Raw genomic sequence first — 20,499 nt, forward strand, 5'->3', positions numbered from 1 at the left:
CCCGGGTTCCGGGACCCCGCATCCCGTACCGCCCTACGCCGCCAGCAGCTTGCGCACCCGGTCCTGGCCCACCGCCAGCAGCAGCGTGGGCAGTCGCGGGCCCGTCTCGCGCCCGACCAGCAGCCGGTACAGCAGCGCGAAGAAGCCGCGCTGGGCGACCTTCAGCTCCGGGGTCGGCTTGGCGTCCGGGTCGAGCCCGGCCTGCACCTTCGGCACGCCGTAGACGAGCTGGGTCAGCCCGTCGAGCGACCAGTGCTCGTCCAGCCCGTCCAGCAGCAGCCGCAGCGACTCGCGCTGGGTGTCGTCCAGCGAGGCCAGCAGCCCGGTGTCCGGCTCGTCGCGCACGCGGGTGCGCTGGTCCTCCGGGACCTGGGTGGTGACCCAGCGGTGCGCGCGGTCGAGCCGCGGCCGGACCTCGTCCAGCGCGTGCACCGGGTGCTCCGGGTCCAGCTCGCTCAGGATCCGCAGCGTCTGCTCCTTCTCGCCGCCGGTGATGTCGGTGACCGAGGCGAGCGTGCGGTACGGGAGCGGGCGCGGGGTGGCGGTGAGCGGGCCGAGCGCGGTCGTCGACGCGCGGGTGTGCGCGGCGATGTCGGCGGGCTGGGCGCTGCCGTCCGCGATCTTGCGGCCGAGCGCGTCCCACTCGTCGTACGTCCGCTGGATCTCCTGGTCGAAGGCGACCTTGAACGACTGGTTCGGCTTGCGGCGGGCGTACAGCCAGCGCAGCAGCGGGGCCTCCATGATCTGGAGCGCGTCCGCCGGGGTCGGCACGCCGCCCTTGGACGAGGACATCTTGGCCATGCCGCTGATGCCCACGAAGGCGTACATCGGGCCGAGCGGCTGCTCGGCCCCGAAGATCTCCTTCACGAGCTGACCGCCGACGACGAACGACGAGCCCGGCGACTGGTGGTCCACGCCGGAGGGCTCGAAGACGACGCCCTCGTACGCCCAGCGCATCGGCCAGTCGACCTTCCACACCAGCTTGCCGTGGTCGAACTCGCGCAGCAGCACCGTCTCGCCGTGCCCGCACTGGCAGGTGTAGGCCAGCTCGGTGGACTCGTCGTCGTACGCCGTCACGGTCGTCAGGTCGCGGCCGCAGACCGTGCAGTACGGCTTGTACGGGTAGTACGCGCCGGAGCCCGTGGAGCCGTCGTCCTCGCTCGCGGCGCCGGAGCCCTCGGCGGCCTCGACCTCGGCCTCGTCGGCGGGCTTCTGCTGCTTCTTCGGCTTCTTCGCGCCGGCCTTCTCCAGCGTCCGGTAGCGGTCGAGGACCGCGTCGATGTCCTGGCGGCGGCGCATCGCGAAGAGGATCTGCTCGCGGTAGGCCCCGCCGGTGTACATCTCCGTCTGGCTGATGCCGCGGTACTCGACGCCCAGCTCGACGAGGGAGGCCTCCATGGCCGCCTTGAAGTGCTGGCCCCAGCTCTCGTACGGGCTGCCGGGGGGCGCAGGGACGGCGGTCAGCGGGCGGCCGATGTGCTCGCTCCACGACGCGTCGACGCCCTCGACCCCGGCCGGGACCTTGCGGAACCGGTCGTAGTCGTCCCAGGAGATGATGTGCTCGCACTCCACGCCGCGCCGCCTGATCTCGTCGGCGACCAGGTGCGGCACCATGACCTCGCGCAGATTGCCGAGGTGGATCGGGCCGGAGGGGCTCAGCCCGGACGCGCAGACGATTTTCTTGCCGGGGGCACGACGCTCCGACTCGGCGATGACCTCATCGGCGATACGGGAGACCCAGTCGGCCTCATGAGTGGTCTGAGCCACGTCCGGCACTTCCTTCTCTCTGTGCGTAACAAGCCTGCCGCCCCATTCTCCCATCCGGAAAAGCGGTGGCGGCCCCGTGGGATACTGGGAGGGCTCACAGACCACCCGACGGAACGGTTCGCTCTCCATGGCCTCGGTCCCCTCACTCGCCGCTTCGGTCCGCCAGCGTGTCTCGGACGCCCTCTCGGCTGCCCTGCCGGAGGCCGCCTCCGCCGACCCCCTGCTGCGACGTAGCGACAGGGCGGACTTCCAGGCCAACGGGATGCTCGCGCTCGCCAAGCAGCTCAAGGGCAACCCGCGCGAGCTGGCGACCAAGGTCGTCGGGGCCCTCCCGGAGAACGACGAGATCAAGGACGTCGAGGTCTCCGGCCCCGGCTTCCTGAACATCACGGTCAGCGACGCGGCGATCGTGCGTACGCTCGCGGCGCGGGCTGCCGACGACCGCCTCGGCGTGCCCTACGCGGAGCACCCCGGCACCACCGTCATCGACTACTCGCAGCCGAACGTCGCCAAGGAGATGCACGTCGGCCACCTGCGGTCCACGGTGATCGGCGACGCCGTCGTGCACATCCTGGAGCACCGGGGCGAGAAGGTGATCCGGCGCCACCACATCGGCGACTGGGGCACCAACTTCGGCATGCTCATCCAGTACCTGATCGAGCATCCGCACGAGCTGGACCACGAGACGGACGCGCAGGGCGCCAAGGACGCGGGCGAGGCCGCGATGGCCCGGCTCAACAGGCTCTACAAGTCCTCGCGCGCGGTCTTCGACTCCGACGAGGCGTTCAAGGCCCGCGCCCGCGACCGGGTCCCGGCCCTCCAGAGCGGCGACCCGGAGACGCTCGCCCTCTGGCACAAGATCGTCGACGAGTCCAAGACGTACTTCCAGGGCGTCTACGCCGAGCTGGACGTCGAGGTCCGCGACGAGGACGTCGTCGGCGAGAGCGCCTACAACGACGACCTGCACCAGGTCGTGAAGGACCTGGAGGAGTCCGGCGTCGCCGTGCGCTCCGAGGGCGCGCTGTGCGTCTTCTTCGAGGACGTGAAGGGCCCCGACGGCACCCCGACGCCGCTGATCGTCCAGAAGTCCAACGGCGGCTTCGGGTACGCGGCCACCGACCTGGCCGCGATCCGCAACCGGATCGGCGAGCTGAAGGCCGACACCCTGCTGTACGTGGTCGACGCCCGGCAGGCCCTGCACTTCCGGATGGTCTTCGAGACGGCCCAGCGGGCCGGCTGGCTGCCCGAGGGCGCCGCGAAGCAGCTCGCGTTCGGCACCGTGCTGGGCAAGGACGGCAAGCCGTTCAAGACCCGCGCGGGCGAGACGGTCCGGCTGGTCGACCTGCTCGACGAGGCGATCGAGCACGCCGCCGGGGTCGTCCGCGAGAAGGCCCAGGACCTGACGGAGGAAGAGATCCAGGACCGCGCGGCCCAGGTCGGCATCGGCGCGGTGAAGTACGCGGACCTGTCCAACTCGATGACGCGCGACTATGTCTTCGACCTGGACCGGATGGTCTCCCTCCAGGGCGACACCAGCGTCTATCTCCAGTACGCGTACGCCCGGATCCGCTCCATCTTCCGCAGGGGCGGCGAGGCCGCGAAGCCCGTGCCGCACCCGGAGCTGGAGCTGGCCCCGGCCGAGCGGGCGCTCGCGCTCCAGCTCGACGAGTTCGGCGACACACTGGCGACCGTGGCCGAGGAGTACGCGCCGCACAAGCTCACCGCGTATCTCTACGAGCTGGCGTCGCTCTACAGCCGGTTCTTCGAGAACTGCCCCGTCCTCAAGGCCGACACCGAGGAGCAGAAGGAGAACCGCCTCTTCCTCTGCGACCTGACAGCCCGCACCCTCCACCAGGGCATGGACCTGCTCGGCATCAGGACGCCGGAGCGGCTGTAGGACACAGCGGAAAGGCCGGGCGGGCCCGTGAGGGTCCGCCCGGCCTTTCCGTATGTATGTGGCCGGAAATCAGCGCAAGCTCAGGGCACGCTCAGCGCACCAGGCCCGCGGCCTCCGTCGCCCAGTAGGTGAGGATCATCCGAGCCCCGGCCCGCTTGAAGCCGGTCAGCGTCTCCAGGATCGCGGCCTCGCGGTCCACGAGCCCCTTCTCGGCGGCGAGTTCGACCATCGCGTACTCGCCGGAGATCTGGTAAGCGCCCACCGGCACGTCCGTCGCGTCCGCGACGTCCTTGAGCACGTCCAGGTACGGCATGCCCGGCTTGACCATGACCATGTCCGCGCCCTCGGCGAGATCGAGCGCCAGCTCGCGCAGCGCCTCGCCCCCGTTCGCGTAGTCCTGCTGGTACGTCTTGCGGTCGCCCTGGAGCGAGGAGGCGACGGCCTCGCGGAACGGGCCGAAGAACGTGGACGCGTACTTCGCGGTGTAGGCGAAGATCCCCACGTCCTGGTGCCCCGCGCCGTCCAGCGCCCGCCGTACGTGCGCGACCTGGCCGTCCATCATCCCGCTGGGCCCGACGACATGGGCGCCCGCGTCGGCCTGGACGCGGGCCATGTCGGCGTACCGCTCCAGCGTGGTGTCGTTGTCGACCCGGCCGTCGGCGTCGAGGACGCCGCAGTGGCCGTGGTCGGTGTACTCGTCGAGGCACAGGTCCGACATGATCACGATGTCGTCGCCGACCTCGGCGCGCACATCGCGCAGCGCGACCTGGAGGATGCCGTCCGGGTCGGTCCCCGCCGTGCCCGCCGCGTCCTTCTTCTCGTCCTCCGGGACGCCGAAGACCATGATCCCGCCCAGCCCGGCGGTCACGGCCTCGGCCGCCGCCTTCTTCAGCGAGTCGCGCGAGTGCTGCACGACGCCGGGCATCGAGGAGATCGGCACCGGCTCGGCCGCGCCCTCACGGACGAAGACCGGAAGGATCAGGTCGGACGGGTGCACCCGGTGCTCGGCGACCAGGCGGCGCATCGCCGCCGTGGTGCGCAGCCTGCGCGGCCGGATGCCCGGGAAGGCGCCGTACGGATTCGCTCCGTACGGGCTCCCTTCTGTGCTGGCGTTCACGAACGTGCCCTCCTCCTGGCCGGGCGCTTCTCGCTCGGCCGCTTCACTTGCTCACCCGCCTCGACGGCGTCCGCACGCCGCTGGGCGCCGAAGTCGGCCAGCGCCTCGGCCAGCTTGTGCACGGACGGCTCGGGCGACATGACGTCCACCCGCAGGCCGTGCTCCTCCGCGGTCTTGGCGGTGGCCGGGCCGATGCAGGCGATGACCGTCACGTTGTGCGGCTTGCCCGCGATGCCGACCAGGTTCCGCACCGTAGAGGACGAGGTGAACAGGACGGCGTCGAATCCGCCACCCTTGATGGCCTCGCGGGTCTCGGCCGGCGGCGGCGAGGCGCGCACGGTGCGGTACGCGGTCACGTCGTCGACCTCCCAGCCCAGCTCGATGAGCCCGGCGACGAGGGTCTCGGTCGCGATGTCGGCGCGCGGCAGGAAGACACGGTCGATCGGGTCGAACACCGGGTCGTACGGCGGCCAGTCCTCCAGCAGCCCGGCGGCCGACTGCTCGCCGCTCGGCACCAGGTCGGGCTTGACGCCGAACGCGATGAGCGCCTTGGCGGTCTGCTCGCCGACGGCGGCGACCTTGATCCCGGCGAAGGCGCGCGCGTCGAGCCCATACTCCTCGAACTTCTCGCGCACGGCCTTGACCGCGTTGACGGAGGTGAAGGCGATCCACTCGTAGCGGCCCGTCACCAGGCCCTTGACCGCGCGCTCCATCTGCTGCGGGGTGCGCGGCGGCTCCACGGCGATGGTCGGCACCTCGGACGGGACCGCGCCGTACGAACGCAACTGGTCGGAGAGGGAGGCCGCCTGCTCCTTGGTGCGCGGCACCAGGACCTGCCAGCCGAACAGCGGCTTGGACTCGAACCAAGCGAGCTGATCGCGCTGGGCCGCGGCACTGCGCTCGCCGACTACGGCTATGACGGACTGCCCGCCGTCGGGCGAGGGCAGCACCTTCGCCTGCTTCAGGGTCTGCTGGATGCTGCCGAGCGTCGCGGTGAACGTGCGCTGCCGCGTCGTCGTCCCGGCGAGGGTGACGGTCAGCGGGGTGTCCGGCTTGCGGCCCGCGGCGACCAGCTCGCCCGCCGTGGCGGCGACGGACTCCAGGGTGGTGGAGACGACGACGGTCGCGTCGCTCACCCCCACCTCGGTCCAGCATCTGTCGTCGGCGGTCGCGGCGTCCACGAAGCGCACGTCGGTTCCCTGCGCGTCCCGCAGCGGCACCCCGGCGTACGCGGGCACGCCGACGGCGGCGGCGACTCCGGGCACCACCTCGAAGGGGATGCCCGCGGTCGCGAGCGCGAGCATCTCCCGCGCGGCGTCCGAGTCCAGGCCCGGGTCCCCGGCGACGGCACGGACGACCCGCTTGCCGGAGCGCGCGGCGGCCATGGCAAGATCTGCTGCATCGCCCGCCGGGTCAGGGGCAGTTGATGCCTCCTGCGCTTCCGGCTGGAGCGGGGTGTCCACCCCTGCCCGCGTGTGTGTGCGGACGACGTCCCGTACGCGGGGATCGGCGACGAGCACATCGGCCTGCGACAGCGCCTCCACGGCGCGCAGGGTGAGCAGTCCCGGGTCCCCGGGCCCGGCACCGAGGAAGGTGACGTGTCCGTGCGCACCGTGCAGGTGCGGTCGTGGCGCGGCTGCTGCCTGCTGGTCTGCCTGTCGGGCGGCCCGTGCGGTGCTCGACTTGTCGGCGGCGGTGGGGCTCAAAGTGCTCGCTCCCCCATCAGACCGGCCGCACCCTTGGCGAGCATCTCGTCGGCGAGTTCACGGCCCATGCGCTGCGGGGCCGTCTCGTCGCCGTCGGACGCCGGTACGGGACCGGTGGTGGACAACTGCACCAGCGTGGCGCCGTCGGTGGTGCCGACAACTCCGCGCAGGCGCATTTCGGTGACAACCTGCTCCTCGGCAAGAAGGTCGGCCAGCGCCCCCACGGGTGCGCTGCAACCGGCCTCCAAGGCGGCGAGCAGGGTTCGCTCGGCGGTCACGGCGGCCCGGGTGTGCGGGTCGTCGAGCTCGGCGAGCTGGGCGGCCAGGTGCGCGTTGGACGCGGCGCACTCGACCGCCAGTGCCCCCTGGCCGGGGGCGGGCAGGACAGCGTCCGGGCTGATCAGCTCGGTGGCCTCGGCGAGACGGCCGATGCGCTGGAGTCCGGCGGCGGCGAGCACGACGGCGTCGAGCTCGCCTGAGCGCACGTACCCGATACGCGTGTCGATATTCCCCCGGATCGGAACGGTCTCGATCTCGACGCCGAACGACCGTGCCCACGCGTGCAACTGGGCCATGCGGCGCGGCGATCCGGTGCCGATACGGGCGACGCGCGGAGCGGCGTCGCGGATCAGCGCCTCGAAGCCGAGCCCGTCGCGCGCGACCAGCGCGTCCCGTGCGTCGGCCCGCGCGGGCACGGCGGCCAGCGTGAACTCCTCGGGCTGCGCGGTCGGCAGGTCCTTCAGGGAGTGCACCGCGAAATCGATTTCACCGTCGCGCAGCGCGTCCCGCAGCGCGTTGACGAACACACCGGTGCCGCCGATCTGCGCGAGGTGCTCGCGGCTGGTGTCGCCGTAGGTGGTGATCTCGACCAGCTCGACGGGACGGCCCGTGAGCTGACGCACCTGGTCGGCGACCAGCCCGGACTGGGCCATCGCGAGGGTGCTGCGCCGGGTGCCCAGCCGGAGTGCCCGTGCCGGTGCCGTGCCCGGCGCCTGCTCGTGGTCCGGGGCCTTGCTCATTGCCGCTCCTGTTCGGGATTGCTCACAGCGGCGACCGCCTGTGGGTCGAGGTCGAAGAGTTCACGCAGCGCGTCCGCGTACCCGGCGCCGCCGGGCTCGCCCGCGAGCTGCTTCACGCGCACGGTCGGCGCGTGCAGCAGCTTGTCGACGACCCGGCGCACGGTCTGCGTGACCTCCGCGCGCAGCTTGTCGTCCATTCCGTGCAGCCGCCCGTCGAGCCGCGCCATCTCGCCGGCGACGACGTCGGCGGCCATGGTGCGCAGCGCGACGACGGTCGGTGTGATCGTCGCGGCCCGCTGCGCGGCGCCGAAGGCGGCGACCTCCTCCGTCACGATCCCGCGTACGGCGTCCACGTCGGCGGCCATGGGCGCGTCGGCCTCGGCCTCCGCGAGCGACTCGATGTCCACGAGCCGCGTGCCCTCGATCCGGTGCACGGCCGCGTCGATGTCGCGGGGCATGGCGAGGTCGAGCAGGGCGAGCGGCGTCGCGCTCCCCGCGATCGCGCTCTCGACCTGCGCGGCCTTCAGCACGAGGCCCGTGGCGCCGGTGCAGGACACGGCGATGTCGGCGCGGGGCAGCTCGCCGGCCACGGCCTCCATGGGCAGCGCGCGTACGGCGAAGCCGTCACCGCCGGAGGCGTCGCCGCCGTCACCGCCGGGGCCGTCGCCGCTGCCGTCCCGCTCCTCGGCGAGCGCGGTGGCGAGGCGTTCGGCGCGGGCCAGGGTCCTGTTGGCGATCACCAGTTCGGCCACGCCCGCGCGCGCGAGCGTCGCCGCCGCGAGGGACGACATCGAACCGGCGCCGATGACCAGCGCGCGCTTCCCGCGCACCCACTCGCCGACGGGCTCGCCCGCGGCCAACTGCTCCAGACCGAAGGTGACCAGCGACTGACCGGCCTTGTCGATACCCGTCTCGGAGTGTGCGCGCTTGCCGACGCGAAGTGCCTGCTGGAAGAGATCGTTCAGCAGCCGCCCGGCCGTGTGCTGCTCCTGCGCGAGCGCGAGCGCGTCCTTGATCTGCCCGAGGATCTGCCCCTCGCCGACCACCATCGAGTCGAGCCCGCACGCCACCGAGAAGAGATGGTGGACGGCCCGGTCCTCGTAGTGCACGTAGAGGTACGGGGTCAGCTCCTCCAGGCACACCCCGCTGTGCTGCGCGAGCAGGGTGGACAGTTCGGCGACACCGGCGTGGAACTTGTCCACGTCGGCATAGAGTTCGATCCGGTTGCAGGTGGACAGCACCGCGGCCTCGGCCGCGGGCTCCGCGCCCACGGCGTCCTGCAGCAGCTTGCCCCGCGCCTGCGGCTCCAGCGCGGCGCGCTCCAGCACACTCACGGGAGCGCTGCGGTGGCTCAGTCCGACAACGAGAAGACTCATGCCGGCATCACGGCGGGAACGTCCCCGTCAGGTCCGGACTCGGGGCGCTTGGCGGGCCGCTTGGTGACGGTCGCGGCGGGCGGCGCGACGGGGTGCGCGGCGCCCTCGTCCTCGCCGTGCGGCTCCTCCCCGGCCTTCCGCTGCTCGTGGAAGGCGAGGATCTGCAGCTCTATCGAGAGGTCCACCTTGCGCACGTCCACGCCCTCGGGCACGGACAGCACGGTGGGCGCGAAGTTGAGGATCGAGGTGATCCCGGCGGCGACGAGCCGGTCGCAGACCTGCTGCGCGGCGCCCGCGGGGGTCGCGATCACGCCGATGGACACACCGTTCTCGGAGATGATCGTCTCCAGCTCGTCGGTGTGCTGCACCGCGATCCCGGCCACGGGCTTGCCCGCGAGCGAGGGGTCGGCGTCGATCAGCGCGGCGACGCGGAAGCCGCGGGAGGCGAAGCCGCCGTAGTTCGCGAGGGCGGCGCCCAGGTTGCCGATACCGACGATGACGACGGGCCAGTCCTGGGTGAGCCCCAGCTCGCGGGAGATCTGGTAGACGAGATACTCGACGTCGTAGCCGACGCCCCGCGTGCCGTAGGAGCCGAGATACGAGAAGTCCTTGCGCAGCTTGGCCGAGTTGACCCCGGCGGCAGCCGCCAGTTCCTCCGAGGAGACCGTGGGCACCGAGCGCTCGGAGAGCGCGGTGAGTGCCCGCAGATACAGCGGAAGACGGGCGACGGTGGCCTCGGGGATTCCTCGGCTGCGGCTCGTCGCCGGTCGATGATTTCGGCCAGTTGCCACGGTGCTCCTGCCGTTTGCGCGAAGCGGTGAGCGGTCACACGCGAGGCCCCTGCGGCGAAGCCGCACATGGGCTGCAGTTCCGGGACCGCTCCGTCGCGCCCAGGCTATGCCTTTGTGAACGCGTGCACAAAGATAGTGTCCGCTTTGTCCGGCCAACGTGACCGGCGCCACACGTATCAACGGGGACACCCGGCCACACTCCTCACGTATACCCCTCAGAACGGCAAAACGCCCTCGATCTTAATCGAAACCAGACCGAACTCCGACCACGGAAGAGACGGCCGGAGGACCGCCCTCACGCCTCCAGCGCGGCACGCAGCCGCTGCGGGTCCACCCGCCAGAAATCGTGCTGAGCGCCGTCCACCAGCACGACCGGGATCTGCTCCCAGTACTTCCGGTAGAGCTCCTGGTCCTGGTTGATGTCCTTCTCCTCCCACTGCGCGCCCGTCTCGCCGCACACCCGGACGACCACGTCCCGCGCGACGTCACAGAGATGGCAGCCCGGCTTCCCGATCAGCGTCACGGTCTTCATACGGCCATTCTGCGCCCCTTCGCGGGCCCTCCCGAACCACGCTCGGTCCCGGGCGTTCACGCCGTGCACGCGCTCGGACACCCGTCCGTAACGGGCTCGCCGAACAGGCTGGCTATGCTCGCGGTATGGCCCTTCCCGCATGGCTCACCTCACGCAAACGCTCCGCCACCGCGCGGAGTGTGCTGGCCGGCGAGGCCGCCGCCGAGGCGGCCCGCAAGCAGGAGCAGGCCGACCAGGCGGCGCAGGCGGAGGCCGAGGCCGCGGCGGCGGGCACAGCGGAAGCCGGGGAGGCCGGAGGGGCCGAGGAGCCGGAGTTCCCCGTCGCGGGCGACGTCCACGCCGCCGCCTTCTTCGACCTGGACAACACGGTGATGCAGGGCGCGGCCCTCTTCCACTTCGGCCGGGGCCTCTACAAGCGGAAGTTCTTCCGCAAGCGCGAGCTGACGCGCTTCGCCTGGCAGCAGGCGTACTTCCGGCTCGCGGGCTCGGAGAACGCGGAGCACATGCAGGACGCCCGCGACAGCGCCCTCTCGATCGTCAAGGGCCACCGGGTCTCGGAGCTGATGGCCATCGGCGAGGAGGTCTACGACGAGTACATGGCGGGCCGCATCTGGCCCGGCACCCGCGCCCTCGCCCAGGCGCACCTCGACGCCGGCCAGAAGGTGTGGCTCGTCACGGCCGCGCCCGTCGAGACCGCGACGATCATCGCCCGCCGCCTCGGCCTGACCGGCGCGCTCGGCACGGTCGCCGAGTCCGTCGGCGGCGTCTACACGGGCAGGCTCGTCGGCGAGCCCCTGCACGGCCCGGCCAAGGCCGAGGCCGTCCGCGCCCTCGCCGCGGCCGAGGGCCTGGAACTGGACCGGTGCGCGGCGTACAGCGATTCGGCGAACGACATCCCGATGCTGTCGCTCGTCGGTTATCCGTATGCGATCAATCCTGACAGCAGGCTTCGCGCACACGCTCGCGAAATGGGCTGGCGTCTGCGCGATTACCGCACCGGCCGCAAGGCCGCCAAGGTCGGCATTCCGGCCGCCGCCGGGGTCGGCGCGCTCGCGGGCGGCGCGGCCGCCGCCGCGGCCCTCCAGCGCCGCCGCCGCTAGCGGCCCCACAAGGGATTCCCCCACCTGGCCCCGGCTCCCGGGGGCCGGGCACGCGCCCGCGCGCCGGGGCAATCCAGTGCTCTTACCCGCGCCTGTGCGCCGCCAGTCCCCGCCACCACGCTCGGCCACAACACGTCGCTCATCTGACAATTTAGGTCGCCCAACCGGTCAATACGCCGCGCAGACCCTCGACCGACTGCGACGCCAATCCGTAACAGACCAAACCGAATCGACGATTTCAGCAACTAGGTGTAGCGCTGCCTGTACGAAGCGTTATTCTCCTCAGACGCAATTCGGTACCCATCCGTCCCTACGCCGGGCGAACGGTCCCGCACTGCACGTGATGGAAGCTCTGCCTCTGGGAGTCCCGTGTACCCACACGTCGGGGTTGACGCCTCGGGCCTGGCTACGCTGCGCACGACAGTCATCGACCAACTGCGTGCATTCGTCCCCACCGCGTACGCCGTCCCTGCCCTCGCCGCCACAGCCGCACCTGTCCCCGCAGGCCCCTGCTACGCCTTCGCCGACGGCGCCGCGGGCGCCACGACCGCCGCCTCCACGACCTCTGCCGCCAAGAGTCCCGCACCCGTCGGCAGACGCTCCCGTACGGCCTCCGGCACCGCCTCCCGCAGGACGGAGCGCCGCCCCGCGGCCTCCGACACCGACAGCCGCCGGATGATGGACCTCGTCGAACGGGCGCAGGGCGGCGAGGCCGAGGCCTTCGGCCGCCTGTACGACCAGTACAGCGACACGGTCTACCGCTATATCTACTACCGCGTCGGCGGCCGGGCCACCGCCGAGGACCTCACCAGCGAGACCTTCCTCCGCGCCCTCCGCCGCATCGGCACCTTCACCTGGCAGGGCCGAGACTTCGGGGCCTGGCTCGTCACGATCGCGCGCAATCTCGTCGCCGACCACTTCAAGTCGAGCCGCTTCCGCCTCGAAGTGACCACCGGCGAGATGCTCGACGCGAACGAGGTCGAGCGCAGCCCGGAGGAATCGGTCCTCGAATCCCTATCCAACGCCGCTCTGCTGGAAGCCGTCCGTAAACTCAACCCCCAACAGCAGGAGTGCGTCACGCTCCGATTTCTCCAGGGACTCTCCGTCGCCGAAACGGCCCGCATCATGGGCAAGAACGAAGGCGCGATCAAGACCCTGCAGTACCGCGCCGTCCGCACCCTCGCCCGGCTGCTCCCCGACGACGCCCGCTGAGCCGCCCCCGCGGCGTCGGCCCCGACCTCCGGCCCCGACCAGGCCCGTCCCCCCGTCCCCGTCCTCCCGTCCCAGCACCGCCCCAGGGCCCGTCCCCCGGGGCGTTTCCGGCCCTCCGGTCACATCATCGTGACTCCGTAACCCGACTGGCTTGCCGCTCGTTGAGGGGGTTGCAGACTCCCCGGAGCCGTGGCATGCCCGGGCTCACTCACTTTTCTGAGTGGACACGAGCGACCACGCAACCTTCCATATGTGGTGGGGAGTCGACCGTGCTGACGAGAGGAGGTGCCGCCGGTGATCGGATCCGTGTCTACGAGCCGACGGGCAATCGCCTTCGCCCAGGCCCTGGATGAGCAGGAGCTCGACGAGGGTGCGGCGGCCGAGGACGAGGCGGCGGCGGGCTCCGGCGAGCAGTCGGCGCTGCTGACCCTGGCCGACGGGCTCGAGGCCCTGCCGAAGCCGGAGTTGGATCCGGAGGTCAAGACCGTCCAGCGTGCCCAGTTGATCGCGGCCATGGAGGCCGCTTTCGCGGAGGGCGAGACGGGCTCGGCCGGAGCCGACGGCGCACAGTTCCCCGGGCAGCGCGGCGCCCGCGCGGGGGCGCGGGCGCCGTCACGTGGCGGCGCGCACCGCGCACCCGGCCTGGGCCCGCTGAGCAAGCTGCGCCCCAAATCGCGGCTCACCAAGGGGCTCGCCGCGGGCGGCCTGGGTGTGGGAGTCGCCGCGAGCGCCTTCGGCGGCATGGCCGCCGCGAGCACCGACGCCCTCCCCGGCGACACCCTCTACGGGCTGAAGCGCGGTATGGAGGACCTCCAGCTCGACCTGGCGGGCGACGACGCCGACAAGGGCTCCGTCTTCCTGGACCACGCCTCGACCCGGCTCCAGGAGGCCCGGCGCCTCATGGAGCGCGACCGGGCCGGCGAGCTGGACCACGAGGTGCTGGGCGAGGTCCGCAGGACGCTCGGCGGAATGCGGCACGACGCCTCCGAGGGCCACCGGCTGCTCCGCTCCGCCTACGAGAAGGACGGGGACATCGGCCGTATGCAGTCGCTGTCCTCCTTCTCCAAGAACCACCGGGCGACGTGGAAGCAGCTCCGTGACCGCCTCCCGGTCCAACTGACCGACGTGGGCAACGAGGTCAGCTCGGTCTTCGACGCCATAGACAGCGAGGTCACCCCGCTCGAAGCGCTCTTCCCCAGCTCCCCCGACGAGGAGCAGCCCCCGGAGCACGAGCGCCGGGACACGCGCGAGCGTACGAGCGAGGAGGCGCCCTCTCCCACCGAGTCGAGCCCCTCGTCGCCCTCCGCGGGGAGGAGCGGCTCGGCCGACGAGAGCGGCTCGCCCTCGCCGTCCGACTCCCGGACCGAGCGCGAGGGCCTGATCGGCGGCGGCGAGCTGCTCGACCCGGCCGAGGAGAAGCCGGAGAAGGAGCGGCAGCCCTCCGAGTCCGGTTCCGGGGACTCCTCGCCCTCGGACGGCGGCAAGCCGGACGTCACCCTGCCGCCCGTCGTCCCGGACGTGCTGCCGGGGCTCGGGCTCGACGAGGGAGACAAGTAGCGCCAGGGGCCCGTAGCAGGGCGCCCGTGTGGTGCGGCGGAGGTCAGAAGAACACGGACCGCCGCCGCACCAGCAGTTTGTAGAGGGTGTGCTGGATCGTCTCGCGCACCTGGTCCGTCAGGTTGAACATCAGCATCGGGTCCTCGGCCGCCTCCGGCGGATAGCCGTCGGTCGGGATCGGCTCGCCGAACTGGATCGTCCATTTCGTCGGCAGCGGCACCGCGCCCAGCGCCCCCAGCCAGGGGAAAGTCGGCGTGATCGGGAAGTACGGGAAGCCGAAGAGCCGCGCCAGCGTCCGCGAGTTGCCGATCATCGGGTAGATCTCCTCGGCCCCGACGATCGAGCACGGCACGATGGGCGCCCCGGCGCGCAGCGCCGTGGAGACGAAGCCGCCGCGGCCGAACCGCTGGAGCTTGTAGCGGTCGGCGAACGGCTTGCCGAGCCCCTTGAAGCCCTCGGGCATCACCCCGACCAGCTCGCCCCGCTCCAGCAGCGCCTGGGCGTCCTCGGTGCAGGCGAGGGTGTGCCCGGCCTTGCGCGCCAGCTCGTTCACGAGCGGCAGCATGAACACGAGGTCGGCCCCCAGCAGCCGCAGATGGCGGTCGGCGGGGTGGTGGTCGTGGACGGCGACCTGGAGCATCAGGCCGTCCAGCGGGAGGGTGCCCGAGTGGTTGGCGACGATCAGGGCCGCGCCCTCGTCGGGAACGTTCTCCAGGCCCTTCACCTCGACCCGGAAGTACTTCTCGTAGAGCGGGCGCAGCGCCGTGAGCAGGACCTGCTCGGTCAGCTCCTGGTCGTAGCCGAAGTCGTCGACCTCGTACTCGCCGGTGATCCGGCGGCGCAGGAAGTCCAGGCCGCGCGAGGCCCGGCCCTCCCAGTCCGCGCCGAGCACCTTGTCGAGCAGGCCGCCGCTCCCGGTCTCCGCGGCGGACTCAGCCGCGGTCCCGCCCTGCTCCTCCGGCCCTTCCTGCCCCTCCGGCCCTTCCGGCCGCTCGGGTCCGGAGCCGGGCCCGGAGCCGTTCTGGTCCGGCAGGGACGTCAGCGGAGGCGTGCGCGCGGCGCGCGCGCCCTTCTCGCCTCTCCTGCGCCCGTCGTCGAAGGGTATGACCTTCGCGTCAGCCATCCTGGCGCACCTCCTCAGCCCGCAGCAGCGCCGCCACCCTGTCGACCGTACGGGCCAGGCGGTGCGGCGGCAGCAGCCCCTCGCCCCGGGAGTGCGCGAAGGCCGCGAGAGTCTCCTGCGTCGTCCAGCGCGGCGTGAAGCCGAAGACCTCACGGGTGTGGGTGGTCCGCACGACCCGGCCGTGGGTGAGCAACCGTATCTGCTCGGGCGAGAAGTCCGTGGCGCCCACCGAGCGCAGCGCGCTCCTGCCCCAGCGGATCGCGGGCAGCAGCATGGGCACCGTGGGCCGCCCGAGCCTGCGCGCGCACTGGGAGAGCAGCAGGACGCCGTCGCCCGCGACGTTGAACGTCCCCGCGTTGAGCGTGCCCTTGCGGGGCTCCCCGGCGGCCAGCCGCAGGGCCTCGACCGCGTCGTCCTCGTGGACGAACTGGAGGCGCGGGTCGTAGCCGAGCACGGTGGGCAGCACGGGCAGCGAGAAGTACGCGGCGAGAGGCGAGTCGGCGGAGGGGCCGAGGACGTGCGCGAAGCGCAGCACTGTCACGGCGACGTCGGGGCGGCGGCGCGCGAAGCCGCGCACGTATCCCTCGACCTCCACGGCGTCCTTCGCGAAGCCGCCGCTGGGGAGGGCCTTGGGCGGGGTGTTCTCGTCGAAGACGGCGGGGTCGCGGGGCGCCGAACCGTACACGCTCGTGGTCGACTTGATCACCAGGCGGCTGACGGTCGGCGACTTCTGGCAGGCGCCGAGGAGCTGCATGGCGCCGATGACGTTGGTCTCCTTGACCGAGGTCCGGCCGCCGCCGCGCGGCCCCAGCGGCGTGCCGTTCACATCCATGTGGACGACCGTGTCGACGCCGTGCTCGGCGAGGACGGCGGCGATGGCGGGCTGCCGGATGTCGGCCCGTACGAATTCGGCGCCGCCCAGATGGTGCTCGGGCGGGACCGCGTCCACGCCGATGACCCTGTCGACGTCCGGCTCGCGCTGGACGCGGCGCGCGAAGCGCCCGCCGAGCCGCCGGGCCACGCCGGTGACGAGCACGACCTTGCCCAAGATCCCCTCCCTGGTGCCCCGACGCCGAAGGCACGGTTCCGCCTCACCGTATCCGGTGCGTGTTGCGGCCCCGAAAACGAAACCGCCGCCTTCCCCTCCCCACGCGGTGGCGGAGAGGGAAAGACGGCGGTCAGCTACGTGCGGTGCGCTCGCTCACTTCTTGTTGCGACGCTGCACACGTGTGCGCTTCAGCAGCTTGCGGTGCTTCTTCTTAGCCATCCGCTTACGCCGCTTCTTGATGACAGAGCCCACGACTACCCTCGCTCACGGATCATCCCCACGAATGCGGGGAGAACTCATTTCGATTCACTCGGTGCGGGGCGTCCGAGCCCACACGACCTACATGGGGTCAGCCTACCGGGCACCGAGTAAAGGTCGTAATCCGAGGGTCGCCGTGGGACTCCGGATCAGTCCGAGCCGGTCACACCCGATGCCGGCTCAAGCGCTCTCCACCCCCACATAGGACTCTTGGAGATACTCATGGACAGCCTTCTCCGGGACCCGGAAGGACCTGCCCACCCGGATCGCCGGCAGATGACCGCTGTGCACCAGGCGGTACACGGTCATCTTGGAGACTCGCATCACGGCGGCGACTTCCGCCACGGTCAGGAACACGACCTCGTTCAGAGGCCTCTCGCCAGCAGCCATGTCACACCTGAACCTTCCGCACATGTCGGGCACCGGCTTCCCCTCCGGTGACTCCTGCTCGCATGTGCGCTCCTCCCCAGATTAGGGGCGGGTGATGCAAGTGGGGAAGAGGAGTAGCGATCGGCCGCCTACTGTGACAGACACGCTCGATTGAGTACATAGCGAGTAAGCGGGCGGTAGTAATCGGACCGCGCAGCGTCATCAAGCGGAACTGCGACGGCGACCCGCCCCTCCGCCTGCCCCACGAAGAGCGCCGGATCATCCGCGTCCGCGGGGCCGATCGCCTCGATACCGAGCTGACCAGCCGCGCAGACCCAGCCGTGGTCGCCGATGACCAGTTCGGGCAGGGGCCGCCCCTCGGTGGCCGCGGCGGCGAGCGCGGCCCTAAGTGGCAACGGGGAGTGCGTGTGTACGCGGGGCGCGCACCGGCCCGGCCGGGCGCCGGTCGCGTGGACCAGAGCGACTCCCCGTACGTAGGAGAGGTTGCACTGACGTACCCCGAATCGGGTCGCTATGTCGACACGTCTCCCCTGCGCCGGTGCTAGTACCTCACACCCCGCCGCCGAGAGGGATGAGGCCAATGTGACGTAGAAGTCCAGGAGTCGGTCCGGGTGGCCAGTCCCGAGGAGAATCGGAGCCCGTCGCTCCGCGGCTCGTCGCAGGCAGTCGGCGAAGGCATCGAGTGCGGCGATGGTCCGTTCTGGATCAATCGTGTCCGGTCCCGAAACCTTCCCCGGATCTGCCGATACCCCGCACGACGCGGCCATCAATCCGATCAGTTCCGGAACTTGCCACTCACCTTCCGGCTCCAGGCCGATCAATACGCGAGGATCGCGTGCCGAGAAGAGCCGGTACCGGGCGAGACTCTTCTCCCTCGGCGTCGCGACCGTCCCGGCGAGCCCGGTCGCGAGCAGATGCGCGCGCAGCGCGTCCGTGCTCATGCTGGCCACGCGTCCCATGCTGCGGCGTACGGCCACCCGGCCGCGCCCTCGACGCGGCACCGCCACCCCCCGAACCGGCGTACGGTTCCCGCTCGTTGCCGGCCCCGGTCCACCGGCGACTACGGGCTACGGACTACGGGGCCTTGGGCTACGGCAGCAGGCCGTGCGCCGGGAAGACCGAGCGCCGCGTCGCCAGCACCGCCTGGTCGAGCGCGTCCGCCGGGTCGTAACCGGCCTCCGCCCAGCCCCGCCACGCGGGTTCGCGGCCGTCCGTCATCCGCAGCGGGCCCCCGGCCTCGCCCGTACGCGCGTACACCTCGCGCCGCCACTCCTCCGGCACCTCGGCCGTCGGCTCGACGGGCGCGCCCGCGGCGACGGCCGTCAGATGCGTCCAGGTGCGCGGCACGACGTCGACCACCGCGTATCCCCCGCCGCCCAGCGCCACCCAGCGTCCCCGCGCGTGCTCGTGCGCCCAGTCGTGGGCCGCGACGGCGGCCGCGCGCTGCGCGTCGACGCTCAACGTCAGGTGCGCGAGCGGGTCTTCGAAGTGCGTGTCGGCGCCGTGCTGCGTCACCAGGACGTCCGGTGCGAACGCGCCCAGCAGCTCGGGCACCACCGCGTGCAGTGCCCGCAGCCAGCCCGCGTCGCCCGTGCCCGGCGGCAGCGCCACGTTCGCCGCGGAGCCCTCCGCCTCGTCCCCGCCGCGCTCCTCGGGCCAGCCGGTGCCGGGGAAGAGCGTGCGCGGGTGCTCGTGCAGCGAGATCGTCAGCACGCGCGGATCGTCCCAGAACACGGCCTGGACGCCGTCGCCGTGGTGCACGTCCATGTCGACGTACGCGACGCGCTCGGCTCCCAGTTCGAGCAGGCGCGCGATGGCGAGAGCCGCGTCGTTGTACACGCAGAAGCCGGAGGCCGAGCCCGGCATCGCGTGGTGCAGCCCGCCCGCGAAGTTCACCGCGTGCAACGCCTGGCCGCCCCACACCGCCTCGGCCGCGCCGACCGACTGCCCGGCGATCAGCGACGAGGCCTCGTGCATCCCGGCGAACGCCGGGTCGTCCATCGTCCCCAGCCCGTAGTGCTGTTCGGCGGCGGCCGGGTCGAGCGAGGCCCGCCGCACCGCGTCGACGTAGTCCTGCCGGTGCACGAGCCGCAGCGTCGAGTCCCCCGCCGCCTTCGCCGCGGCGACGGTCAGTTCCGGCGTACGGTCGACGCCCAGGGCCTCGACCAGCCGCATGGTCAGCGCGAGCCGCACCGGGTCCATCGGGTGGCCGGCCCCGAAGTCGTAACCCGTGACGCCCTCATCCCACATCAACCGCGCGCGACCGCTCATGCCCGCCACCGTATCGGTCGTCCCCGGCCGCGAACGAGCGCGCGTACACGAGCGTCACCAGCACCAGCAGCATCGGGACGATCATCGCGCCCCGGTAGCTCCACGCGTCCCCCAGGGCGCCGACGAGCGGGGAGCCGATCAGAAAGCCCACATAGTTGAAGATGTTCAGTCGCGCGATGGCCGTGTCCGAAGCCTGCGGGAAGCGCCTTCCCGCCGCGGCGAACGTCTGCGGCACCAGCACACACAACCCCAGTCCCAGCAGCGTGAACCCGGCGATCCCGCTCCACGCCCCCGGCGCCACGGCGACCACCACGAACCCGGCCGCGGCCGCCACGGTCCCCGCCCGTACGACCGCCACGGCCCCGAACCGGCGCACGCCCAGGTCCCCGACGGACCGCCCGAGCAGGGTCGTGACCATGTACACGTTGTACGGCACGGTCGCGAGCTGCTCGGAGCTGCCGAGCACGTCCTGGAGATACTTCGCACTCCAGTTGGAGACCGTCGAGTCCCCGATGTACGCGAAGGCCATCACGAGGCAGAGCGGCAGCAGCAGCTTCATGGAGACGGGATCTCCGGACGCCTCGCCCCGCTCGCCCTCCCCTGTTCCCGTCGGCGACGCGTCGACGTACCAGCGGCTGGCGACGAGGGCGAGCGGCAGCAGCACGGCCACCACGGGCCCGTACAGCGTGACGAGCGCCAGGTCCCAGTGCGCGCCGGCCCACGCGAGCGAGGCACCGACGATGCCGCCGAGGCTGTACGCGGCGTGAAAGCTGAGCATGATGCTCCGCCCGTACGCGCGCTGAAGGCTGACGCCCAGCATGTTCATGGACGCGTCGAGCGCGCCCACCGCGAGGCCGAACGCGGCCAGCGCGAGGGCGAGTTGGGCGAGCCCGTGCACACCACCCGCGGCGAGCAGGGACAGACAGACGACGGGCTGGGCCCAGCGCAGCACCACGCTCGGCCGCACCCGCTTCACCATGTGCTCGGTGCCGACGCTCCCGAGCCCCGCCAGCACGGGCACGGCGGCGAGGAAGACCGGCAGCAGCGCGTCGGAGACGCCGTACCGGTCCTGGATCGCCGGGATCCGCGTCACGAGCAGAGCGAAGACGGCCCCCTGGACGAAAAAGCTCACGGCCAGGGAGAGGCGGCCCCGCGACAGGTGCCCTTGTGTCATGGGCGCTCAGCGTAGAACTCGTTGCTACGCATGGGTAGGTGCAGGACGAAAAGAAAAAATCCCCGTTGACACTGACCGTGTCAACGGGGCTTCTTCTAGGTTTAGTTCGGCGGTGTCCTACTCTCCCACACGCTCCCGCATGCAGTACCATCGGCGCTGAA

The 20,499-nt window shown here is 71.7% G+C and carries 18 protein-coding genes; 4 read left to right on the top strand and 14 right to left on the bottom strand.

What is annotated here, in order from left to right; all coding sequences use genetic code 11:
* Window positions 1-33: 33 nt before the first annotated feature.
* Window positions 34-1,767 carry a lysine--tRNA ligase gene (gene lysS, locus ABD343_RS16140; protein ID WP_344528465.1) on the bottom strand — a complete coding sequence of 578 codons (1,734 nt, stop codon included), beginning with the start codon at window positions 1,765-1,767 and terminating at the stop codon, window positions 34-36.
* 127 nt (window positions 1,768-1,894) lie between these two features.
* Between lysS and argS the strand changes: the two genes are divergently transcribed.
* A complete protein-coding gene (gene argS, locus ABD343_RS16145) occupies window positions 1,895-3,664 on the top strand; it encodes an arginine--tRNA ligase (protein WP_344528631.1) in 1,770 nt (589 codons plus the stop codon).
* 91 nt (window positions 3,665-3,755) lie between these two features.
* Here the strand turns inward: argS and hemB are convergent, their stop codons facing one another.
* The 6 genes from hemB to ABD343_RS16175 all read right to left on the bottom strand — a co-directional run bounded on the left by hemB (window position 3,756) and on the right by ABD343_RS16175 (window position 10,205).
* Entirely contained in the window at window positions 3,756-4,781 is a 1,026-nt protein-coding gene (hemB, locus tag ABD343_RS16150; protein WP_344528467.1) for a porphobilinogen synthase, read from the bottom strand.
* Window positions 4,778-6,400 (bottom strand): bifunctional uroporphyrinogen-III C-methyltransferase/uroporphyrinogen-III synthase, encoded by a 1,623-nt coding sequence (locus tag ABD343_RS16155; protein ID WP_344528633.1) that lies wholly within the window; start codon window positions 6,398-6,400, stop codon window positions 4,778-4,780. The genes hemB and ABD343_RS16155 overlap by 4 nt, the downstream gene beginning before the upstream one ends.
* Window positions 6,401-6,483: 83 nt before the next feature.
* A complete protein-coding gene (gene hemC, locus ABD343_RS16160; RefSeq protein WP_344528469.1) occupies window positions 6,484-7,506 on the bottom strand; it encodes a hydroxymethylbilane synthase in 1,023 nt (340 codons plus the stop codon).
* Window positions 7,503-8,882 (bottom strand): glutamyl-tRNA reductase, encoded by a 1,380-nt coding sequence (locus ABD343_RS16165; RefSeq protein ID WP_344528471.1) that lies wholly within the window; start codon window positions 8,880-8,882, stop codon window positions 7,503-7,505. The genes hemC and ABD343_RS16165 overlap by 4 nt, the downstream gene beginning before the upstream one ends.
* A complete protein-coding gene (locus tag ABD343_RS16170; RefSeq protein WP_344528475.1) occupies window positions 8,879-9,673 on the bottom strand; it encodes a redox-sensing transcriptional repressor Rex in 795 nt (264 codons plus the stop codon). Before ABD343_RS16170 ends, ABD343_RS16165 begins: the two co-directional genes overlap by 4 nt.
* A gap of 295 nt (window positions 9,674-9,968) precedes the next feature.
* Window positions 9,969-10,205 carry a glutaredoxin family protein gene (locus tag ABD343_RS16175; protein ID WP_344528477.1) on the bottom strand — a complete coding sequence of 79 codons (237 nt, stop codon included), beginning with the start codon at window positions 10,203-10,205 and terminating at the stop codon, window positions 9,969-9,971.
* Between the two features lie 125 nt (window positions 10,206-10,330).
* Between ABD343_RS16175 and ABD343_RS16180 the strand changes: the two genes are divergently transcribed.
* From ABD343_RS16180 to ABD343_RS16190, 3 genes are all read left to right on the top strand, one after another.
* Window positions 10,331-11,305, top strand: coding sequence for an HAD family hydrolase (locus ABD343_RS16180; protein WP_344528479.1), 975 nt, complete (start codon window positions 10,331-10,333; stop codon window positions 11,303-11,305).
* Window positions 11,306-11,674: 369 nt separating this feature from the next.
* Window positions 11,675-12,517, top strand: a complete 843-nt coding sequence (locus tag ABD343_RS16185) for an ECF subfamily RNA polymerase sigma factor, BldN family (protein WP_344528481.1) — start codon at window positions 11,675-11,677, stop codon at window positions 12,515-12,517.
* A gap of 294 nt (window positions 12,518-12,811) precedes the next feature.
* Complete coding sequence (locus ABD343_RS16190) at window positions 12,812-14,074, top strand: DUF5667 domain-containing protein (RefSeq protein WP_344528483.1); 1,263 nt, start codon at window positions 12,812-12,814, stop codon at window positions 14,072-14,074.
* Between the two features lie 43 nt (window positions 14,075-14,117).
* Here ABD343_RS16190 and ABD343_RS16195 read toward each other — a convergent pair whose 3' ends face one another.
* The 7 genes from ABD343_RS16195 to ABD343_RS16225 form a co-directional block, all read right to left on the bottom strand.
* The gene (locus ABD343_RS16195) at window positions 14,118-15,197 is read right to left on the bottom strand and encodes a 1-acyl-sn-glycerol-3-phosphate acyltransferase (protein WP_344528484.1); all 1,080 of its coding nucleotides are present in this window, start codon (window positions 15,195-15,197) and stop codon (window positions 14,118-14,120) included.
* Complete coding sequence (locus tag ABD343_RS16200; protein WP_344528486.1) at window positions 15,190-16,245, bottom strand: NAD-dependent epimerase/dehydratase family protein; 1,056 nt, start codon at window positions 16,243-16,245, stop codon at window positions 15,190-15,192. Before ABD343_RS16200 ends, ABD343_RS16195 begins: the two co-directional genes overlap by 8 nt.
* 153 nt (window positions 16,246-16,398) lie before the next feature.
* Window positions 16,399-16,497: a 30S ribosomal protein bS22 gene (locus ABD343_RS16205; protein WP_003948845.1), complete on the bottom strand. Its 99-nt coding sequence runs from the start codon at window positions 16,495-16,497 to the stop codon at window positions 16,399-16,401.
* A gap of 186 nt (window positions 16,498-16,683) precedes the next feature.
* A complete protein-coding gene (locus ABD343_RS16210) occupies window positions 16,684-16,893 on the bottom strand; it encodes a helix-turn-helix domain-containing protein (RefSeq protein WP_344528488.1) in 210 nt (69 codons plus the stop codon).
* Between the two features lie 128 nt (window positions 16,894-17,021).
* The gene (locus tag ABD343_RS16215; protein ID WP_344528635.1) at window positions 17,022-17,834 is read right to left on the bottom strand and encodes a phosphatase; all 813 of its coding nucleotides are present in this window, start codon (window positions 17,832-17,834) and stop codon (window positions 17,022-17,024) included.
* A gap of 148 nt (window positions 17,835-17,982) precedes the next feature.
* Window positions 17,983-19,164 carry an acetoin utilization protein AcuC gene (locus ABD343_RS16220; protein WP_344528490.1) on the bottom strand — a complete coding sequence of 394 codons (1,182 nt, stop codon included), beginning with the start codon at window positions 19,162-19,164 and terminating at the stop codon, window positions 17,983-17,985.
* Complete coding sequence (locus ABD343_RS16225) at window positions 19,133-20,338, bottom strand: MFS transporter (RefSeq protein WP_344528492.1); 1,206 nt, start codon at window positions 20,336-20,338, stop codon at window positions 19,133-19,135. The genes ABD343_RS16220 and ABD343_RS16225 overlap by 32 nt, the downstream gene beginning before the upstream one ends.
* Between the last annotated feature and the right edge of the window lie 161 nt (window positions 20,339-20,499).

Origin of the sequence: Streptomyces albiaxialis (assembly GCF_039530985.1) — a bacterium.
GTDB lineage: Bacteria > Actinomycetota > Actinomycetes > Streptomycetales > Streptomycetaceae > Streptomyces > Streptomyces albiaxialis.

Bases quoted from the DNA above. Each gene is read 5' to 3' on its own strand.
- ABD343_RS16195 (WP_344528484.1), bottom strand. From the start codon at position 15,197: ATGGCTGACGCGAAGGTCATACCCTTCGACGACGGGCGCAGGAGAGGC.
- ABD343_RS16175 (WP_344528477.1), bottom strand. From the start codon at position 10,205: ATGAAGACCGTGACGCTGATCGGGAAGCCGGGCTGCCATCTCTGTGAC.
- ABD343_RS16165 (WP_344528471.1), bottom strand. From the start codon at position 8,882: ATGAGTCTTCTCGTTGTCGGACTGAGCCACCGCAGCGCTCCCGTGAGT.
- hemC (WP_344528469.1), bottom strand. From the start codon at position 7,506: ATGAGCAAGGCCCCGGACCACGAGCAGGCGCCGGGCACGGCACCGGCA.
- ABD343_RS16210 (WP_344528488.1), bottom strand. From the start codon at position 16,893: ATGGCTGCTGGCGAGAGGCCTCTGAACGAGGTCGTGTTCCTGACCGTG.
- ABD343_RS16220 (WP_344528490.1), bottom strand. From the start codon at position 19,164: ATGAGCGGTCGCGCGCGGTTGATGTGGGATGAGGGCGTCACGGGTTAC.
- ABD343_RS16225 (WP_344528492.1), bottom strand. From the start codon at position 20,338: ATGACACAAGGGCACCTGTCGCGGGGCCGCCTCTCCCTGGCCGTGAGC.
- ABD343_RS16180 (WP_344528479.1), top strand. From the start codon at position 10,331: ATGGCCCTTCCCGCATGGCTCACCTCACGCAAACGCTCCGCCACCGCG.
- ABD343_RS16215 (WP_344528635.1), bottom strand. From the start codon at position 17,834: ATGAGCACGGACGCGCTGCGCGCGCATCTGCTCGCGACCGGGCTCGCC.
- argS (WP_344528631.1), top strand. From the start codon at position 1,895: ATGGCCTCGGTCCCCTCACTCGCCGCTTCGGTCCGCCAGCGTGTCTCG.